Source organism: Coprococcus eutactus (assembly GCF_001404675.1).
GTDB classification, from domain to species: Bacteria; Bacillota; Clostridia; order Lachnospirales; family Lachnospiraceae; genus Coprococcus; species Coprococcus aceti.
In genome coordinates this window covers 501,715-516,255 of the sequence record NZ_CYXU01000001.1, presented here as the reverse complement: position 1 = coordinate 516,255, position 14,541 = coordinate 501,715, and the positions used below count along the sequence as shown (strand labels likewise).

14 protein-coding genes are annotated in these 14,541 nt (G+C 41.8%); 2 read left to right on the top strand and 12 right to left on the bottom strand.

Features of this window, described 5'->3' with window-relative positions; genetic code table 11:
• Positions 1 to 411: 411 nt before the first annotated feature.
• The 9 genes from ARA78_RS02260 to ARA78_RS02225 all read right to left on the bottom strand — a co-directional run bounded on the left by ARA78_RS02260 (position 412) and on the right by ARA78_RS02225 (position 8,735).
• Positions 412 to 1,164: an alpha/beta fold hydrolase gene (locus ARA78_RS02260; RefSeq protein ID WP_004853039.1), complete on the bottom strand. Its 753-nt coding sequence runs from the start codon at positions 1,162 to 1,164 to the stop codon at positions 412 to 414.
• A gap of 171 nt (positions 1,165 to 1,335) precedes the next feature.
• Positions 1,336 to 1,605 carry a hypothetical protein gene (locus ARA78_RS02255; RefSeq protein ID WP_055144294.1) on the bottom strand — a complete coding sequence of 90 codons (270 nt, stop codon included), beginning with the start codon at positions 1,603 to 1,605 and terminating at the stop codon, positions 1,336 to 1,338.
• 134 nt (positions 1,606 to 1,739) lie between these two features.
• A complete protein-coding gene (locus ARA78_RS02250; protein ID WP_022216354.1) occupies positions 1,740 to 2,357 on the bottom strand; it encodes an L-2-amino-thiazoline-4-carboxylic acid hydrolase in 618 nt (205 codons plus the stop codon).
• Between the two features lie 18 nt (positions 2,358 to 2,375).
• A complete protein-coding gene (locus tag ARA78_RS02245; protein WP_070097443.1) occupies positions 2,376 to 3,320 on the bottom strand; it encodes an acyl-CoA thioester hydrolase/BAAT C-terminal domain-containing protein in 945 nt (314 codons plus the stop codon).
• Positions 3,302 to 3,451, bottom strand: a complete 150-nt coding sequence (locus ARA78_RS14000) for a hypothetical protein (protein WP_015535036.1) — start codon at positions 3,449 to 3,451, stop codon at positions 3,302 to 3,304. The genes ARA78_RS02245 and ARA78_RS14000 overlap by 19 nt, the downstream gene beginning before the upstream one ends.
• Positions 3,452 to 3,638: 187 nt before the next feature.
• Positions 3,639 to 5,054: an alanine/glycine:cation symporter family protein gene (locus ARA78_RS02240; protein WP_022216350.1), complete on the bottom strand. Its 1,416-nt coding sequence runs from the start codon at positions 5,052 to 5,054 to the stop codon at positions 3,639 to 3,641.
• Between the two features lie 165 nt (positions 5,055 to 5,219).
• Complete coding sequence (locus ARA78_RS02235) at positions 5,220 to 6,548, bottom strand: Na+/H+ antiporter NhaC family protein (RefSeq protein ID WP_022216349.1); 1,329 nt, start codon at positions 6,546 to 6,548, stop codon at positions 5,220 to 5,222.
• Positions 6,549 to 6,572: 24 nt separating this feature from the next.
• Complete coding sequence (locus ARA78_RS02230; protein ID WP_022216348.1) at positions 6,573 to 8,162, bottom strand: family 43 glycosylhydrolase; 1,590 nt, start codon at positions 8,160 to 8,162, stop codon at positions 6,573 to 6,575.
• 138 nt (positions 8,163 to 8,300) lie between these two features.
• Entirely contained in the window at positions 8,301 to 8,735 is a 435-nt protein-coding gene (locus ARA78_RS02225; RefSeq protein WP_015535037.1) for a hypothetical protein, read from the bottom strand.
• A 173-nt stretch (positions 8,736 to 8,908) separates the two neighbouring features.
• Here ARA78_RS02225 and ARA78_RS02220 point away from each other — a divergent pair, with 173 nt between their 5' ends.
• Together ARA78_RS02220 and ARA78_RS02215 are read left to right on the top strand one after the other, a co-directional pair.
• On the top strand, positions 8,909 to 9,292 hold the full coding sequence (locus tag ARA78_RS02220) for a BlaI/MecI/CopY family transcriptional regulator (protein ID WP_055279920.1): 384 nt from the start codon (positions 8,909 to 8,911) through the stop codon (positions 9,290 to 9,292).
• A gap of 3 nt (positions 9,293 to 9,295) precedes the next feature.
• A complete protein-coding gene (locus ARA78_RS02215) occupies positions 9,296 to 11,134 on the top strand; it encodes a BlaR1 family beta-lactam sensor/signal transducer (protein ID WP_022216346.1) in 1,839 nt (612 codons plus the stop codon).
• Here the strand turns inward: ARA78_RS02215 and ARA78_RS02210 are convergent.
• The 3 genes from ARA78_RS02210 to ARA78_RS02200 all read right to left on the bottom strand — a co-directional run bounded on the left by ARA78_RS02210 (position 11,122) and on the right by ARA78_RS02200 (position 14,502).
• Positions 11,122 to 13,311: a DUF6070 family protein gene (locus ARA78_RS02210; protein WP_156329348.1), complete on the bottom strand. Its 2,190-nt coding sequence runs from the start codon at positions 13,309 to 13,311 to the stop codon at positions 11,122 to 11,124. The genes ARA78_RS02215 and ARA78_RS02210 overlap by 13 nt on opposite strands.
• A 273-nt stretch (positions 13,312 to 13,584) precedes the next feature.
• Complete coding sequence (locus ARA78_RS02205; RefSeq protein ID WP_015535041.1) at positions 13,585 to 14,037, bottom strand: GNAT family N-acetyltransferase; 453 nt, start codon at positions 14,035 to 14,037, stop codon at positions 13,585 to 13,587.
• A gap of 69 nt (positions 14,038 to 14,106) precedes the next feature.
• The gene (locus tag ARA78_RS02200; protein ID WP_004854122.1) at positions 14,107 to 14,502 is read right to left on the bottom strand and encodes a C-GCAxxG-C-C family protein; all 396 of its coding nucleotides are present in this window, start codon (positions 14,500 to 14,502) and stop codon (positions 14,107 to 14,109) included.
• Positions 14,503 to 14,541: the final 39 nt, after the last annotated feature.

Genomic DNA, 14,541 nt, shown 5'->3' with positions numbered 1-14,541 from the left:
TGTATCCTTTTCCCGGTTTTATTTTAATTTGCGAAAATATTATGCGCTTTTTATTGATTACACTTCTCTCCAAGCTACCCTTCTCGCCAAACTACCTACACTGAGAGTCGAACATTTGTTTGATGTGATATATGCGGTGCTACCCTATTCGGTAGGCGGTTAGCCTTCATCACAGGAGTTTATAGCCATAATCAGCTTTATGCATCACTTGCTTTGCTCTTGATTATGCCGTTGGCTCTAAGAGCAATGATAAGACACAAAAATAACCGCCCAGTCCTAACAAACTTTAGCGGTTACTTTTGTATCCAATAATATCAGGGCTAACCGTCTATCGGTTGCACCTTTTGATATTATATTAGCATTCTCCACCCCCTTCATGTCAAACGTATATTAACTCATATTTTCCATATCTCACTGAAACTTGCTCATCATTTCCTCAAACAACTCAGGCCTGAGTAAGACAAGTCCGCCGTGTCCGAGTTCCGGTAATACTTCAAACTCCGTCTGAGGTAGCCTGCGCCTGATATACGCTATATCATTTTTCCGCTCTTTTTCTTCATTCTTTGCGTACCAATAATGGATGTGCGTATCAATCTTCGGAACAGGATCCGGCACCTTATAGTTATTGCACGATTCAAATGTTCGCCACAGTGTTTTGCTGCTGCAATGTCTCAGAACATCCGCAACATACTGCAGATCTTCCTTGGAATAGTCGTCTGTAGCAAATGCCTTTTCCAGCAAAGCCACACCGCCTGCTCTGCCTATCATCATCATTAGATAATCCTTGAGCGCAATAAAGCGTGTCACGATCCATGGCAACTGATACGGTGTGATTCCGCCGTCTATTACACAATGCTGTATTCTAACCTTCTGTCCCAGCGCAACCATAAGCGCAACGGAACCGCCCATAGAACAGCCATATACAGCATATATCTCCGTGAATCCCTTCGCCTTGATCCAGTTATTTAAGTCTGATGCAATCTGCTCCACGCTTGTAAAGTCATTGTCATTGTCAAAATCATAACCCGGAAGTGCCGGAACCAGCAGATGATAATTCTTTTCTAACAGAGGAATTACATTCTCAAAGTAATCCCACTTCACAACAGATGGATGTATCAATATTATCGTTTCTTTATTCTCTTTTCCGAACTCATGGATAGTCATTGTATTTTTCCTTCCTCATACCATATTCTTTCTTTAGATCATGATGAAAATATTAAACTCTTGCCATCATGATCCAATTCAACGCTCAACAATTACGCATCATGCTGATACACTTGTCCCCATCATGCCGCCTGCCGGCTCAATGAGGGCATTCGCATAAAGAGTGCATATTCAACAATTGTCTCTGATATTTTTCACCGCCATTACAATCATTGCCACACTATATATCAAAGCAATTATCAGCATGCATCGTGAAATCAAGATTCCACCAGTGAATTGTATCGGAATACAAATCAGAGGTATAAGTATTATTGAAAATATAATTGAAAATATGGGATGCTTCATCTTGATATTGAAATATAAAGCAAGTATTGCCATTGCAATACCAATCAGAAACATAATCCCAAATACTATAAGTAAAAATGCTATTGTATTTACCATTTCAAGCTCCCCCATACAAAATATTTGCCGCATTTATCAAATGCCGCAATCAGATCAAGGAAACGCTGTTAAAATGACTCCTCGTAAATCCACGGGTTAACATTGTGAACATTGGACTCTAGTCCATTTTAACGTCATTTTATCAGTGTGACATGGAAATCACAGCATTCATCACCCTGACCAAGGGTCTTGGTACGCTGAAGCTGGCCTCCTTCATTTCTGTAATTTCTCTCATCCATATTGCACAGGCACGGAACGAATTCAAAGCAGTTTTCCCTCTTGCCCAGTTTGCATATTCCACATTCCGTATAAGTGTTATAGAATTCGTCTACACCTTTCTCGTAGTGGAATTTCCAGTCAAGCTCATACTTTGATGTCTGGCTTGCTATGCTCTCCTGCACCTTTTTGTCCTGAACATTGTCAGTGAAGAGCGTACACTTCTTGTTCTCATGCGCCTTCACCATGAAAGGCGAATCGAACACCGCAGTGACCATCTCATCCACAACTTCAGGTGTGATCCTATCCGGCTCTGCCTTGTGCAGTGAAAATACAAATGCTGCGATATACAGGTTCATCTCCAGTGAGCTTCCACCTATATCGGGAGTTCTGAGAAGCATCTCCTTGTACTCTCTCTTCACGGATCTTTTATATCTCTTCATGTCCATATCAGGATATATCTGCGCAAGCCTTGCAAGTGCCTGCTTAAAACACAGCAGTTCCACAGCTTTTGCATACATTCCATATTTCAACATTTTAATCGCCTGCCCTTTTTATTCCTGTATCCATTCCTTAAGTGCGGCTGAGAGTCTTCTGTCTATATCCTTTCTCGTCGCCTCGCACTCATTTGGATAATCCTTTGCAGCCTTGAATATAAACTTCATGACGAATTTCAGTCCAACCGGAAGTGCCATACGAAGCATCGATTCCGGCAGAACAAAATGAGTTCCATGCTCATACACAAGCGGCACATACTCACATGTATGCGGACATTCTTTCAGTCGCTGATCCATTCTGCGGATGTATTTGCCCGCCTCCCAGAATGAGTCGTCATCTGCACCAATAAGAAACAGCTTTCCCTTTATGTTCTCGACCTTGATCATTTCCTCTTCCGTATGTTCCCTTGCCTTCTCCGAGTCGATGAACAGGCAGGTACTGCGCTCAATGTCGCCGGAGCCCTTTGTCTCCTCCTCGATTTTCTGCCAGTACACAGGATGCTCATACACAAATGGCATATAAGCAAGAGGCTCGCCTCTCCACGAAAGAGTCGATGCACCCGGTATCGGCCATTCCTTGCATCCGTCTTTTTTGCCCTGTTCAAATCCCTGCCATACAAAGTCACTTGCCGTAAGTCCAAATGTCAATGTGATATCAGGAAAATACGACGCCGCAACAAGGGAATCCATTCCAGCCGTGCTCATTCCCATGATTCCTATTTTCCGGTTTCCATGACTTTTCAGCCATGCAATAGCCGACTCTATTCTCTCCAGCGGATTATTTACATGGCTGTAATTCTTTCTTCCGGGAGATACACAGAGTGCGTTCACACCATTTTTGTGCAGCCACTTTGCTCCGCACTTCGCCATAAAATCATTCGGATCATCTCCAAACAGTCCTATGAATGCACAGTCAGCCCCATTTGGATTCTCGTAGTATGTTCCGTAGAACCCATCCTTCTCGATTTCAAAAAACTGTTTTTTCACAACTTTTTCCTCCATTTTCCTGTATACTCCAGACCGCCCTCGCTGCCTGATAACACAATGACAACTTTATCTCTTCTGTCACCAACCGGATATAAGACACAATCCGCCTTGTGCAGCGTTTCTTTTATAGTTTCAGAACCTTTCATTTGTTACATCCCCCTGATCCAATTCTCTTAACAACCACAATGTTAGCCGCTACTAACTTTATTGTCAACTGTTATTGCTTTATAAATCAAAAAAACTCCCGCAAATAAAAAAGCAGCCAGACAAAATTTTGCCTGACTGCTGGTAGATGCTCACCCAATTATTATAAATATTTACTTCAATCGAACCCTACAGTTCCTTGTGGCGTGCAAAGTAATCCTTTGTCTCTGCCACAACCACACTGCTGAGTGCAAGCAGTGCTATGATATTCGGAATCGCCATAAGTCCGTTAAATATATCAGCGATAGTCCATACAGCCTTAACTGTCATGTATGGTCCGATAAATACGCAAAGTATGTATAACCAACGATAGATCTGAACTGAGACCTTGCTGCCGTTTGTGAGGTACTCAAGACACCTCTCACCATAATAGTCCCAACCAAGGATAGTTGTAAATGCGAAGAATACAAGGCAGATCATCAGGATGAATGCTGCAACCTGACCTGGCATAAAGAAAAGTCCCTTCTGGAATGCATCAGTTGTGACTGCGATTCCCTCAAGGCTGCCATCCTGCCAGCTTCCCATCATAACGATTGAAAGACCTGTCATTGTACATACGATGATAGTATCAATAAATGTACCTGTCATTGTTACAAGTCCCTGACGAACAGGCTCCTTTGTCTGAGCTGCTGCTGCTGCGATAGGTGCAGAACCAAGGCCAGCCTCATTCGAGAAGATACCACGTGCAACACCCTTCTGCATGGCTATTGCAAGACTTGCTGTAACACCACCTGCAAATGACATAGGCTTAAATGCGCACTTGACTATTGTTTCAAATGCAGCTGGAACTTTATTTATATTAACTATGATAAGAACCAGACACACCACGATGTAGAGAACTGCCATGAATGGTACTATAATCTGAGAAACCTTTGATATTCTCTGGATTCCACCGATTACAACAAGTCCTACAAGGATTGCAAGAATAAATGCTGAGATGACGATGGCTATTGAGTAGTCATTTCCAAAGATTGATACTGTATTTGCCTTGTCAGGATCAAAGAAAGCCTGAACTGCAGAAGCAATACCATTTACCTGTGTAAATGTACCGATACCCATAAGACCTACGCATGCTCCGAAGAATGCAAATATCTTTGCAAGCCACCTCCACTTGTGACCCATACCGCTCTCAATGTAATAGAAAGGTCCTCCGAGAACGTGTCCATCCTCGTCAATCTTTCTGTACTTTACAGCAAGCAGTCCCTCTGAATACTTTGTTGCCATTCCAAAAAGCGCTGCGATCCACATCCAGAAAAGTGCTCCGGGACCACCGGCAAGGATACCTATAGCTGTTGCTACTCCTACGATATTACCTGTACCGATAGTTGCTGAAAGTGCTGTACATAACGCGCCAAAGCTCGTCACCTCTCCTGTACCGTCTTCCTCATTCTTGATCATGAATCTCAGTGCCTTTGGCAGATGAACTATCTGAAGGAACTTAAGTCTGATCGTCAGATAGATTCCGCAGACGATGATGAGTATTATGAGTGGCAAGCCCCAGACAATATCATCAACTTTGCCTAAAAAGTTTGTGAATGCGTCCATGTTACTCCTCCTATTTTTTATTTATAATTCACAAGTGTAAATTATAGCATAAAAATTCTTAAATAAAAACGAAAAAACACGCATTTTCAAGATTTTTCTTGGTTTTTTGCATGTTTTTTCGAATATTTATTTATTATATTACGAAATCTCGTCCATCTATATTCTTTACCGTCTCTTTGCCATATGTGGTTTGTCATTACTTCTTATAAGCATCCACACAAGCGAACTGACAAGAAGGAGTATTGGATAAAACAAATTTGGGATTATCTGGAATGCTGATATCTCATGTCCCAGCTCCGACACCGCTGATATTGCAACCAGCATCTGGGCACCGTAAGGAATGATTCCCTGGAATATGCATGAAAATGTATCAAGCAGCGACGCTGATCTCTTCGGGGATATACCATAATCCTCTGCCATCTCCTTTGCTATCGGATTTGCCATGACTATCGCGACCGTATTGTTGGCTGTGGCTATGTCCATGGCTCCAACCAGAAGTCCGATTCCGAGCTGACCTCCCTTGTCACCCTTGAACACCTTCTTTATAGCCGAAAGCAGCGCCTCAAATCCGCCATACTCTCTGATGAGTGAACACATGGCAGCCACAAGTACAGCTACCATACTCGTCTCGAACATTCCCGCTGCACCGCTTCCCATATTCGTCAGGAGATCCACTGCTGCCGTCTGCCCTGTGGCAAGCATGATGATGGAGCCTGACACGATTCCAACTATCAGGACTACAAACACATTAAATCCCACTATTCCTCCTATGAGTACCAGAACATAAGGTATGATCTGTATCATATTATAATCATGTTGTACTACTCCGCCTATCTCAGTATTGAATGACTTAACCAAGATTACTATGAGCGTCACAATCGCTGCAGGAAATGCTATCCAGAAGTTTGCCCTGAACTTATCTTTCATGGCACACCCCTGACCATTACATGCTGCTATGGTCGTATCCGATATGAACGACAGGTTATCTCCGAACATCGCACCGCCCATGATGGACGCCACACAGAGCGGCAGATTAAATCCTGACGCATCGGCAACTGCAACTCCTATAGGCGTCAGAAGTGTTATTGTTCCAACAGACGTTCCCATAGCTGTTGAGACAAAGCACGCTACAACGAACAAAACTGCCACGGAAAATCTCGCCGGAATGATACTCAGCATAAAGTATGCCACACTCTCGGCACTGCTCCGCCCCACGACTCCCACAAATATTCCCGCCGTCAGGAATATGAGCAGCATGGTTATAATATTTTTGTCTGTAAGTCCATTTGCCATGATCTGAAGCTTCTCATCAAAGCTTACCTTTCTGTTCTGCAGACATGCCACAAATATCGCCACCATAAAGGCAACCACTATTGGAATATTGTAAAATCCCATCGGGATCTTCAGCACGTACTCAAACAGTATTCCAAGTCCCAGATACAGGACAAGAAAGACGTATATCGGTATCAGTGCCGCACCATTTGACTTCTTCATAATTCTCCCTCTTCTTTCAATATTTTACCTAAATCGTATATCTTTTAATTGAACCTTTATTCTGCCATGGTATACAAGATACACCGCGTGGACTCCCTCTGGGAAATCCACTTTGTTCTCGCACCATCTCCACTCTGTCTCTGAGATATCTTCAGATACAGGTATATCTATTCTTCCGATACTCTCACTATCTTCTGTCACACATATGTCAAAGTATCCTTCTACATTCTCTGCCAGATCGTTTGCATCCTTGAGCTGCTCCTGATTCTCGCATCTCTCGTCTACCCTGACAGGTCCCTCATACACCACCTTGTTGGCATCCGTCTCATATCTGACATTCACGCCAAATGTACTGCTGCCCCCAAGCGCAAAATACTTATACCCTATGAGTGTTCCATCCTCTATCTCCGCAATAAATCTATCCTCACCCTTGTTCGTCACATTTGGGAATTCTATCGTGTATATACTGTTGGAGCCGTGCGGCATATGTCCATTTGTCAGGTTGCATGCTATCACCGCTGGATACGTGCCATTTGCCACAAGCGGTCCATTGTTCAGTCCGCAGCTCGTAACCTCCACCTGGTCTATGTGTCCATCCGCAGCTATATAGATCTTCTCGGCACAGGCCTGTCTGCTGTAGTCCGACTTATGTGTGAGCCTGTGATAGAACACGTACCACTGACCATCTATGCACTCTATACTTCCGTGCGTGGTTCCGGTCATATTCAGCTTGTTCTCGAAACTTCTTCCCTTATATCCCACATCGCCATTTGACACTATAGTGCCACCAAATGTAAATCCGTGATCCGGATAATCGCTCACCGCATAGCACAGCTCATGGTTCTGCCATGACGAATAAACAAAGTAGTATTTGTCTCCCACCTTTCTCATGGATGAACCCTCAAAAAATGGATGCTCCTCAAATGATGTGCCCTTCACAGCGTAAGGAATGATGTGCCTCGGTTCTTCCTTGACCGTCAGCATATCGTCCTCAAGCACCACCATGATTGGTCCCATGATGCTGTCCTTGTAGCCAAGTATCTCCTCCTTTGTTCTTCCAAACATAGATACCTCATCATCCAGCCTGCCATTTGTCAGAAAATCAGGCTCCTCCTCGTATCCGTACTGGGTTCCGTAGAATATCCTGATGGTTCCGTCATCATTCATGGCTGCCGGATCAAAGCAAATGTACTTCTTCATCACAGTGCCGTCCTTGTAATGCACATGGCCAAGATATTCGTATTTGCCCGCCGGCGTATCGCACACAGCCACACTGATCGGACCTGTGTATCCGCCGTAACCGTAGTCACCGCCCATACAGTAATACAGATAATATCTGCCATCATTCCCCCTCACAACATCTGGCGCGTACATATACTTCAGCTCCGGGTATGCCGGATCCTGGCTCGCCCTGTATGTAATGCCCTCGCATCGCCAGCTTGTCAGATCTTTTACCGGCGCGGAGTACACCACATAATCCTGCATACAGAACGTGTAACCGCCCTCCTTATCGTGAGATCCATAATGATAAACCCTGTCGCCCCATACATGCGGCTCGCCGTCAGGTATGTACTCATTCAACGGCAAAAAAGGGTTGTAAACCTGCCTGTTCATATATCTTCTCCTTCTTGTATCAATTTTTTCTGTTCCCCTAAAACAATAAATCCCCAACATGATCCGCGTCATCTACAGACATGTTGGGTTCTCATATTTACAAGTATATTTAATAAAACTTTTTTAGTCAACAAGCACTTATAAAAAAGGATGCATCTGCTCGCAGAGTTTCTTCTCAAGCTCTATGAGTCTCTTCGTCTTATCCTTCGCCCTGTCATCCGCCGCCTTATATTCGTTTAGATATTTATTCAGCGACTTCACACCCATATTGCAGCCATCCGTCATAAGCTCCGCTATGGTATTGTCCGACTCATCCACTATGAGTTTCACATTTGTCTTGATCCATGACATGCCCTTTGCTATTGGATTTGGATCCTTGCCATCGTCATGGTACTCATCCAGTAGTTTCTGTATCTCCTGTTTTATTGCGTTGTGCTCCTCCTTACATTCTATAAGTATCTTCTTCATTTTCGCCGCATGCACATACCCAAGCACCTCATCAATAGACGAAACACCCATCTTGATCCCGGCATCACATTCCCTGAGCAGCTTTATTGTGTCTGGTGATATCATCCCATATACCTCCTTAGCCTGTATATGAGTATGTTACCCGGTGTTTGAAAATTATATACTCTGCTAAACAATCCTTTTTGGAGAGTTTCCTCATATGTATAGACAAAGGTTGACACCCCACCCGATAATCTTTATACTGTTATTACAAGTGTAGTATTAAAGGAGTATAATCTATGAAACACATTCCCCAGATTTCCGAAGCTGAATATGAAGTTATGAAGGTTATATGGAACTATGCCCCTATAAGCACAAATGACATTACTGACAAACTGTTGCAGACCACTTCATGGAATCCTAGGACTATCCAAACTCTCATCAAAAGACTTTCTGATAAGTCTGCCATCTCCTATGAGAAAAAGGGCCGCATGTTCGTCTACTCCCCTGTCATCAGTCAGGAGGAATATCGAAAACATGAAAGCTCATCTTTTCTAAAGAAGTTTTTCAATGGACACATATCCGACATGGTTTCTGCGTTTGTGGATAGTGATGAGCTTAGTGCTGATGATATAAAGGAACTTCAAGACATATTAAATGTAAAAGGCACCGGGAGGAAATAAGGCTTGACTGAATTTTTCACACATTTTTTTATCAGCAATATATCCATAAGTTTCGCTCTGCTGCTAATGATATTTGTTCGATTTATGTTCAGAAAACAGCTAACATGTAACGGCAGATACAACACCATATATATTGTGCTGTTTCTTCTCGTAATTCCATTTATCCCTGTAAATAATTCATTTATATTCCAGGCCATAGGTTTCATACGATCATTATTTAACAGAAGTACTTCTGCCGCAAATACAGTTACTCCTGTGCCTATCAATACCAGCCCTTCATCAAATGGGAACTGGATGAACGACTTTGCTGTATCTGTAAACAGTACATCTACAATATATCCAAAGCTCCTTTTTATTATCTGGCTTGCCGGAGTTTACATATTTTCCATCCGTTTAATAGTGTCAGGCATATCACTATACAAGCTGAAAAAATCTGCTGTTCCAGTCACCGACGATACTGTCATATTGAATATATATTCGGAATGCCTTGAGCTCTGCAATGTGCGCAGATACAAACCGAAATTATATTCCTCCTCTGCTTTATCTGGAGCGGTCATTGTAGGTGTATTCCGCCCTGTTATATATATTCCACGCCAAATCAACGACTGCATATCCGATTACACAATAACCGACCTGAGACATATTTTGTTACATGAACTACAACATTTTAAACGCAGAGACAATGCCGTAAATATGTTTATCTGCATATTCTGCATACTGTATTGGTTCAATCCTGTTGTTATATACACATTACATACAGCAAGACATGACAGAGAAAAAGCATGTGACAATGATGTATTGCAGTACCTTGGTCAAAGCTATGCTGTGAAGTATGGACAGACCATCCTCCGTGCGGCTGCAAGCAGATCCAGTAATTCATCATCGGTATCATTCAAGAGCAAAAGCAGGAAAAAATTACTTAAAACAAGGCTTCAGCTTATTGTTAATTTCAACCCTGTCACCAACAGAGAAAAACGGAAATGTATATATGCATTTTCAATTATCATATTGCTGATGACTGTATGTGCGCCATTATCTGTATATGCTCTGGATGATACACAATACAAGGATTTTGCCCCGGTGAATCTGGAATCCTTGGATCTATCCAGCTACTTTTCTGACTACAACGGCTGTTTTGCTCTGTACGACAAGGGAAATGATAAATGGTATATCTATAACCAGGACAAAGCTCTATGCCGCACTTCACCGGATTCTACATATAAAATATATGACGCAGTGATGGCTCTTGAACATGGCATCATAACTTCCGACAACTCATTTATGCGCTGGGATGGGAGCTCTTACCCTTTTGATGCCTGGAACACAGACCAGACACTTCGATCTGCCATGACCGGATCTGTAAACTGGTATTTTGACAATCTGGATGCAGCTATGGACCACACAGATGCGAAAAATTTTCTCGGTCTTATTGAATATGGAAATCAGAATATCAATTCAGCTCAGAACTGTTACTGGCTGGAATCCTCTCTGACTATATCCCCGGTAGAGCAGGTAGAACTGCTATGTCACCTGAAAAATAATGATTGGAAGCTGTCTAAGACAAATGTGGATACAGTCATAGAGTCCATGTTTATTGCAAACTCAGATGGAAAAAGTCTGTATGGCAAGACAGGTACCGGCAGAGTTGATGATATAAATATAAACGGCTGGTTCGTCGGATTCATTACATCTAATGATAATGATTACTTTTTCGCCACGAATATATCACTTTCTGAAAATGACAATCAGTTTTTATCAGCGGACGGACTTTCCGCATCGAAGATCTCTCTGTCAATACTGCGTGATCTTGGAATATATGCCTATGAATATCAGTCAGAATAAACCGGTATGTCACATTCCATCTTCTCTATATGATTTGACATATATTTGAAAGTACCATCTTCTTCCGGTTTTACTGTAAGTGTATTTCTAAATGCAATGTCCGATCCCTTGTCAGCCCACACCGCATCAACAATAAGCGAAACAGTTCCATCATCGTTGTAGATATAGTCCACAACCTCTCCGAATGGTGGATACTGTTTTCCTAGAATGACCTGATATCTGTACGAATTTTTTTCTGAATTGTAATCACAATTATCCCTCAGCTCCGTTACAGTGACAGGGAACATTGACAACATAACAGACTCATATTTGTCTGCATCTATCCATCCACCATCAGGTTTCAGATTTTCACCAGTGTACAGTCTGTATATATCATCAAACATACACGGCACAAGTATATCTGATGCATTTGACTCATCCCAATCGATAACAAGCATATTGTAATTCACATAACTAAGCCCATACACATATTTTCTTGTCAATTTCCTGCATTCATCCGTCAACGGACTGACTCTGAAATACTCCTTCAGCCCACCATGGGCTATTATATTTGAGTATGTATATATAAAGTAGCCTTTTTCTGTGAGTTTCATATCTTTTAAATCCCGTATGCCAGTCGCTATAAACTTCCAGTCACGATTCTCGTACTTTGCTGTGTTGAAAATCATCTGTATCCGGCTGTCATCATACACAAATGTCATCTCCGTCACGCTTGCATCCCTGTTTACCCTATATACGCAAATGTAATCTCGCTCTCCACCATCTGTATAATTTCTATAAAAAGACTGAAATAGCTGATAATTATACATATTGGTATCATCAGAAAAACAAATCAGTCCACTGCTTCCTAAGATATCTACTGCACCATATATTAAATCACTATTATCCGAAATATCTTCATCCTCATACAACTTTCTTATGGCATCTGACTGCAATATTCCTATTATATTTACTTTTACATTCTCCATTTCGTCATCGGATAACAGACTATCATCAATAACATTTCCATTCTGATTTATTGTGATGGTCTTATCTCCGTAGTGCTCCTGCCACTCTTTATCAGAAAGCCTGTCTCTGTACCAATATATCCCCTCTTTGCCCATCGTCAGAACATCATTTGACACATACTCAAATCCATCATTTTCTTTCTCCTTTATTGTAACTTTATGTGTAAATAATCTGCCACTCTCATCCTTCTCCGAAACAGCATTTACTATGAGGGTTATTGTTCCGTCAGCATTATACTCAGCATCCACTACCTCTGGAAATGGAACCAATGGTGTCACACTGTGATCAAACATCCCCCTCGTTCTGTACTGATACATTTGTCTGGACACATCATATACATTGACATGCTGAAGTACATCTGTAGACACAGGCAAATACTCCTGAAACACCTTCTCGTATAACTTCCCTTCTATCATATATGTAACCCCCTCGTCCGAATAGGGACTAGACATACCATATTTCATTTTGTAAAGTGCTTCATAGATATCGTAATAATTTATTTTGTTCATATCTGATTCATCCCAGTTTGTGGTAAATAAATTATTCGAATCATATCCAATCGTCTTGATATACTTTCTGTTAAGTACCCTTAACTTCTCATCCAGAGGCTCAACTCGTAATGCCGTATACGCAGAATCTCCGTCATATCCTCCCATCCTGTACCTCTCAAAAAATAGATATCCGTCTGTGTATTTCCATGTATAGGCCTTATAGTTTTCTTCATTTTTCTCAACAAAACAGTTATTCTCCCACACATAGAATCGCCTGGTTATCATCACATTGTTACTGCCTGATTTAAAATCAAACCTTACAAAGGACTTATCATACATGACCTGCAGTATTGTACATCCCGCATCTCTGTTTTCAGCCACCTCTGATAAAAACATCTCCGCATTCTCTGCATTTGCCATATTGATCTGATTCTCCACATCCACAGCTATGTACCCCTTACTTCCCATCGATTCTATTACGGTCCTAGTCTGATTCAGTTTTTCTTCCTCGGTCTTGCATTTCATATCCTGACAGGATGAATATATATCATCCAAATCTGCAATAAACTGATTTTCATCAGATATACTAAAATCAATAACTGTCCGCTCTGCGTCTGCCACTGCATTTTTATTGGAACAACTGCATAACAATATGGCTATGCCAACCAAAAGTAGCATACAATATAACTTCTTGTATATATTACACACGTAGTATTTCAAGATAAAAAAATATAAGTTCATCATATCAAAACTCCTTTATAATAAATATTACATTTGTAGTATTTATTATAAAGGAGTTTATTGCTGTGTCAATACTAATTACTTATAACTTCGCCCTAAAATAAGTAACTCCCGGCAGCACCGAAACATTCGTTCCGATCCAGACGTTATCTCCCACTGTGATAGGCAGGGCAATCTCTAAATGTAACTTTTGCTCCATCATCATATATACTACAGCTTATACTGCATGAAATTACCATTATGAACAAATCCGAAATCCGTATACAATTTAACACCCATGTCAGATGCCGTGATCTGTATCGTTCCACATCCATAATCCCTTGCATCATTTACAACACGGGATAACAGTTCCTTTGCAATGCCCTTTCTTCTATAATTAGGGTTGGTAAACATACTGGAGAGCAACCCTATTCTTCCACTTGGACATCCAAAATAAGGCGGTTTCTCCACAAATGACATACCGCTTGTCCCTATAATATCATCCCCGTCAAAAGCCAGCCATGATACAAACGTTCCGTCTGCCATATGCCGGGTATAATAATCCTTAAGCGCTGGCACCAGGTCTATCTCTTCTTTTGCGCCCTCTTCCCTGAGCTGATTTATTCTCATATTTATAAATGTATCAAGTTCATTTTCTGTAAGTCTTCTGTAGTCTATTTTCATTTACTTGCATCCTCCATTCCAGAATCCCTTTTTCCTCCAGGATAGTTAAACACGTTGTTCTTGTTATATTTATTCACTCTTCACCAGTTCATCTATCAGCTCTATAGCCTCCCTGATCATGCCGTCACAGTGCACTTTCTTGATTCCACCCTTTTGGGCATTTGCCTTTAACAGATCAGCACAATCGGTCATGCCATTGTGGTTATCTGCTATCCTGCGCCTGAACTGATTTATCACGTATGGATTCTCAACGCCCAGAGCGCCAAGTACCATAAGTCCTCCTGTGATCGCACCGCAGGTTGAACCACACTTCATGCCACCACCGAAATTAGCACTGAGCTTTGCCGCCATATCTCCTGTTATTCCGAGCTCGTCCGCGTAAGCCCGCAGAATGGTCTGCGCACAGTTATTGACCATCGGTGTCTCGTTTCTTATCTCCATAGCTTTTTCTACGTGTTTATTCATTGCTGTTTCCTCCAATCCATGAACCTAATTCCTATTATA

Coding starts and splice junctions, on each gene's coding strand:
- ARA78_RS02260 (WP_004853039.1), bottom strand. CDS start 1,164: ATGACTATCCATGAGTTCGGAAAAGAGAATAAAGAAACGATAATATTG.
- ARA78_RS02220 (WP_055279920.1), top strand. CDS start 8,909: ATGAAACACATTCCCCAGATTTCCGAAGCTGAATATGAAGTTATGAAG.
- ARA78_RS02225 (WP_015535037.1), bottom strand. CDS start 8,735: ATGATATCACCAGACACAATAAAGCTGCTCAGGGAATGTGATGCCGGG.
- ARA78_RS02255 (WP_055144294.1), bottom strand. CDS start 1,605: ATGGTAAATACAATAGCATTTTTACTTATAGTATTTGGGATTATGTTT.
- ARA78_RS02235 (WP_022216349.1), bottom strand. CDS start 6,548: ATGAAGAAGTCAAATGGTGCGGCACTGATACCGATATACGTCTTTCTT.
- ARA78_RS02205 (WP_015535041.1), bottom strand. CDS start 14,037: ATGAAAATAGACTACAGAAGACTTACAGAAAATGAACTTGATACATTT.
- ARA78_RS02230 (WP_022216348.1), bottom strand. CDS start 8,162: ATGAACAGGCAGGTTTACAACCCTTTTTTGCCGTTGAATGAGTACATA.
- ARA78_RS14000 (WP_015535036.1), bottom strand. CDS start 3,451: ATGAAAGGTTCTGAAACTATAAAAGAAACGCTGCACAAGGCGGATTGT.
- ARA78_RS02250 (WP_022216354.1), bottom strand. CDS start 2,357: ATGTTGAAATATGGAATGTATGCAAAAGCTGTGGAACTGCTGTGTTTT.
- ARA78_RS02210 (WP_156329348.1), bottom strand. CDS start 13,311: ATGCTACTTTTGGTTGGCATAGCCATATTGTTATGCAGTTGTTCCAAT.
- ARA78_RS02200 (WP_004854122.1), bottom strand. CDS start 14,502: ATGAATAAACACGTAGAAAAAGCTATGGAGATAAGAAACGAGACACCG.
- ARA78_RS02240 (WP_022216350.1), bottom strand. CDS start 5,054: ATGGACGCATTCACAAACTTTTTAGGCAAAGTTGATGATATTGTCTGG.
- ARA78_RS02245 (WP_070097443.1), bottom strand. CDS start 3,320: ATGGAGGAAAAAGTTGTGAAAAAACAGTTTTTTGAAATCGAGAAGGAT.